Origin of the sequence: Archangium sp., assembly GCF_036388035.1 — a bacterium.
GTDB lineage: Bacteria > Myxococcota > Myxococcia > Myxococcales > Myxococcaceae > Archangium.
The window spans coordinates 1-2,518 of the sequence record NZ_DASVSO010000690.1 but is presented as its reverse complement, the minus strand read 5'-3'; the positions used below and the strand labels follow the sequence as shown (position 1 = coordinate 2,518).

Annotated in this window: 3 protein-coding genes and 1 pseudogene; 1 reads left to right on the top strand and 3 read right to left on the bottom strand. The window is 71.3% G+C overall.

What is annotated here, in order from left to right; translation table 11 throughout:
• Both VF697_RS28220 and VF697_RS28215 read right to left on the bottom strand, forming a co-directional pair.
• The coding region (locus VF697_RS28220; RefSeq protein WP_331099831.1) for a YggS family pyridoxal phosphate-dependent enzyme at positions 1-512 on the bottom strand (512 nt) is incomplete at its 3' end.
• Positions 509-1,108 carry a Maf family protein gene (locus VF697_RS28215; RefSeq protein ID WP_331099830.1) on the bottom strand — a complete coding sequence of 200 codons (600 nt, stop codon included), beginning with the start codon at positions 1,106-1,108 and terminating at the stop codon, positions 509-511. The genes VF697_RS28215 and VF697_RS28220, both read right to left, overlap by 4 nt.
• A gap of 45 nt (positions 1,109-1,153) precedes the next feature.
• On the opposite strand from VF697_RS28215, the gene VF697_RS28210 reads away from it, so the two are divergent.
• Entirely contained in the window at positions 1,154-2,245 is a 1,092-nt protein-coding gene (locus tag VF697_RS28210) for a sensor domain-containing diguanylate cyclase (RefSeq protein WP_331099829.1), read from the top strand.
• Between the two features lie 64 nt (positions 2,246-2,309).
• Here the strand turns inward: VF697_RS28210 and VF697_RS28205 are convergent.
• Positions 2,310-2,518: pseudogene (locus tag VF697_RS28205) on the bottom strand (peptidylprolyl isomerase); the annotation flags it as partial.

Below are 2,518 nucleotides of genomic sequence, written 5' to 3'. Positions count from 1 at the left end.
ACCTGCTCGTCCTCGGTGGGCGGGGGCAGCGACATGAGGCCCTCCACGCGCAGCCCCGGCAGCGCGCGCACCGATTCCAGGAAGGGCCCGAGCGCCTCGGGGGCCAGCCCGCTCTTGCTCGCCTCGCCGCCCACGTTCACCTCGACGAAGCAGGGGAGGGGCGCGTCCAGTCGGCGACGCGACAGCTCCTGGGCCACCTCCAGCCGGTCCAGCGCGTGGAAGGACCGGGCGGCCTTCGCCACGTACTTCACCTTGTTCGTCTGCAGCGGCCCGATGGCGTGCCAGCGCAGGCCCTCCAGGTCCGCCAGCTCCGCGGCCTTGTCCCGGAGCTCCTGCGCGTAGTTCTCCCCGAAGTCCCGCTGTCCCGCCGCGTACGCCTCGCGGATGAGGGCGGCCGGCTTCAACTTGGAGACGGCCACCAGGGTGACGGACCCGGGCGCCCGGCCCGCGCGGGCACACGCCCGGGCCACCCGCTCCTGAATCTCCTGCAACCGCTCGGCGACGCCGCTCATGAGGCACTCCAGGGCAGGGGGAGTCCGGCCCGGGCGAGCAGCTCCAGCGTCTCGCCCAGGGGCAGGCCGATGACGTTGGTGGGGCTGCCCTCCACCGAGGCCACCAGGAAGCCCCCCTTGCCCTGGATGGCGTAGCTGCCCGCCTTGTCCAGTGGCTCGCCGGTGCCCGCGTACCAGGCGATCTCCCCCGCGCTCAGCCGGCGGAAGGTGACATGGGTGCGCACCACCGTGGAGTGCTCGCCGGTGGGGCCCGCGAGCGCGACCCCGGTCTGGACCTCGTGTGTCCTACCCGACAGCCGGCCGAGCATCTCGCGGGCCTCGGCGGCGTCGCGGGGCTTGCCGAACAGCTCGTCCCCGAGGGCGACGGTGGTATCCGCCGCCAATACCCAGGCCCCGGGAGCGCGGGCCGCGACCACTCGGGCCTTTTCCTGGGCCAGACGCAGGACGTAGGCTGTGGCCGACTCGCCCGGGTGGGGGGTCTCATCAATGTCCGCCGCGGACACCTCGAAGCTCAGCCCGAGCTGGCCGAGCAGCTCGCGCCGACGCGGCGAAGCGGACGCGAGAACGAGTCGGGTTTGACCCACTGGTGTGTGCATGTTACGGCTCGGCTCTAGCAGAACTGCGCCCTGGAGTGGATCGAGATGAATCCCGCGGACCTGCTCGCGGCCATGACGCGCACGGTGGAGCAGCTCGCCGCCTACAACGACATCGCCAAGGCGCTCACCTCCACGCTCGAGCTCCGGGAGGTGCTGAACCTGATGATGGAAAAGGTGCGCAGCCTGCTGCGGCCTCGCAACTGGTCGCTCCTGTTGCAGGACGAGCGCACCGGCAAGCTCTACTTCGAGATCGCCGTGGGGGAGGGGGCGGACGTGCTCAAGGGGCTGCAGCTCGGCCCGGGCGAGGGCATCGCCGGCACCGTCTTCTCCTCGGGGGAGGCCCGGCTGGTGGAGGACGTGGCGGACGATCCGGCCTTCGCCTCCCGCTTCGACGACGCCTCGGCCTTCCGCACCCGCTCCATCGTGGCCGTGCCCCTCATCGCGAGGGGGAGGGTGCTGGGCGTCATCGAGCTGGTGAACGGCATCACGGATCGGCCCTTCACCCGGGACGACCTGATGGCGCTCACGGCCATCGCGGACTTCGCGGCCATCGCCATCGAGAACGCGCGCAACTTCCACCGGGTGCAGGAGCTCACCATCACGGACGAGCACACGGGCGTCTACAACGCCCGGCACCTGCGCGCGCAGCTCGAGCACGAGGTGCGACGCTCGCAGCGCTTCCACCACCCCGTGTCGCTCGTCTTCCTGGACCTGGATCGCTTCAAGTCCATCAACGACGCCCACGGGCACCTGGTGGGCAGCGCCGTGCTCAAGGAGGTGGGCGAGCTGCTCGTCTCGTGCTGCCGGCAGCTCGACTCCGTCTTCCGCTACGGCGGGGACGAGTTCGCCCTGCTGCTGGTGGAGACGGGCACGGACGGGGCGGTGACGAGCGCCACGCGCATCCGCGACGCCTTCCGCAACCGCACCTTCCAGCAGGCGGCGGGGCTGGACCTGAGCATCACCGCGAGCCTCGGGGTGGCCACCTACCCGGAGCACGCCCTGTCCTCGGTGGACCTGGTGCGGGCGGCGGACTTCGCCATGTACGCGGCCAAGGCCCGGGGCCGCGACGACGTCTGCGTCGCCGTGCCGCACGCGGACATGCCCGGCGGCGTGGCCATGCGGCCCGGCAGGAAATGAAGAAGGGGGCGCCGCCCCGAAGGGTGACGCCCCCAGCGACGAGAGGGACGGGCCCTCCCGGGGACTAGCCGCCGACCACCTGGTCGATGGCCTCGGTGTTGGTCTGCACCTTGCCCTGCTTCTTCAGGGACTTGAGGAAGGAGTCGGCCACCTCGTACTGCTTGGCCTTCTCGGCCTGCTGGCGCAGCTCGTTCTTCTTCTCGGTGAACTTCGCGTCATCCGGCAGCTGGCGCTCGGTCACCTGGGCCACCACGAAGCCCTCGCCCACCGGGA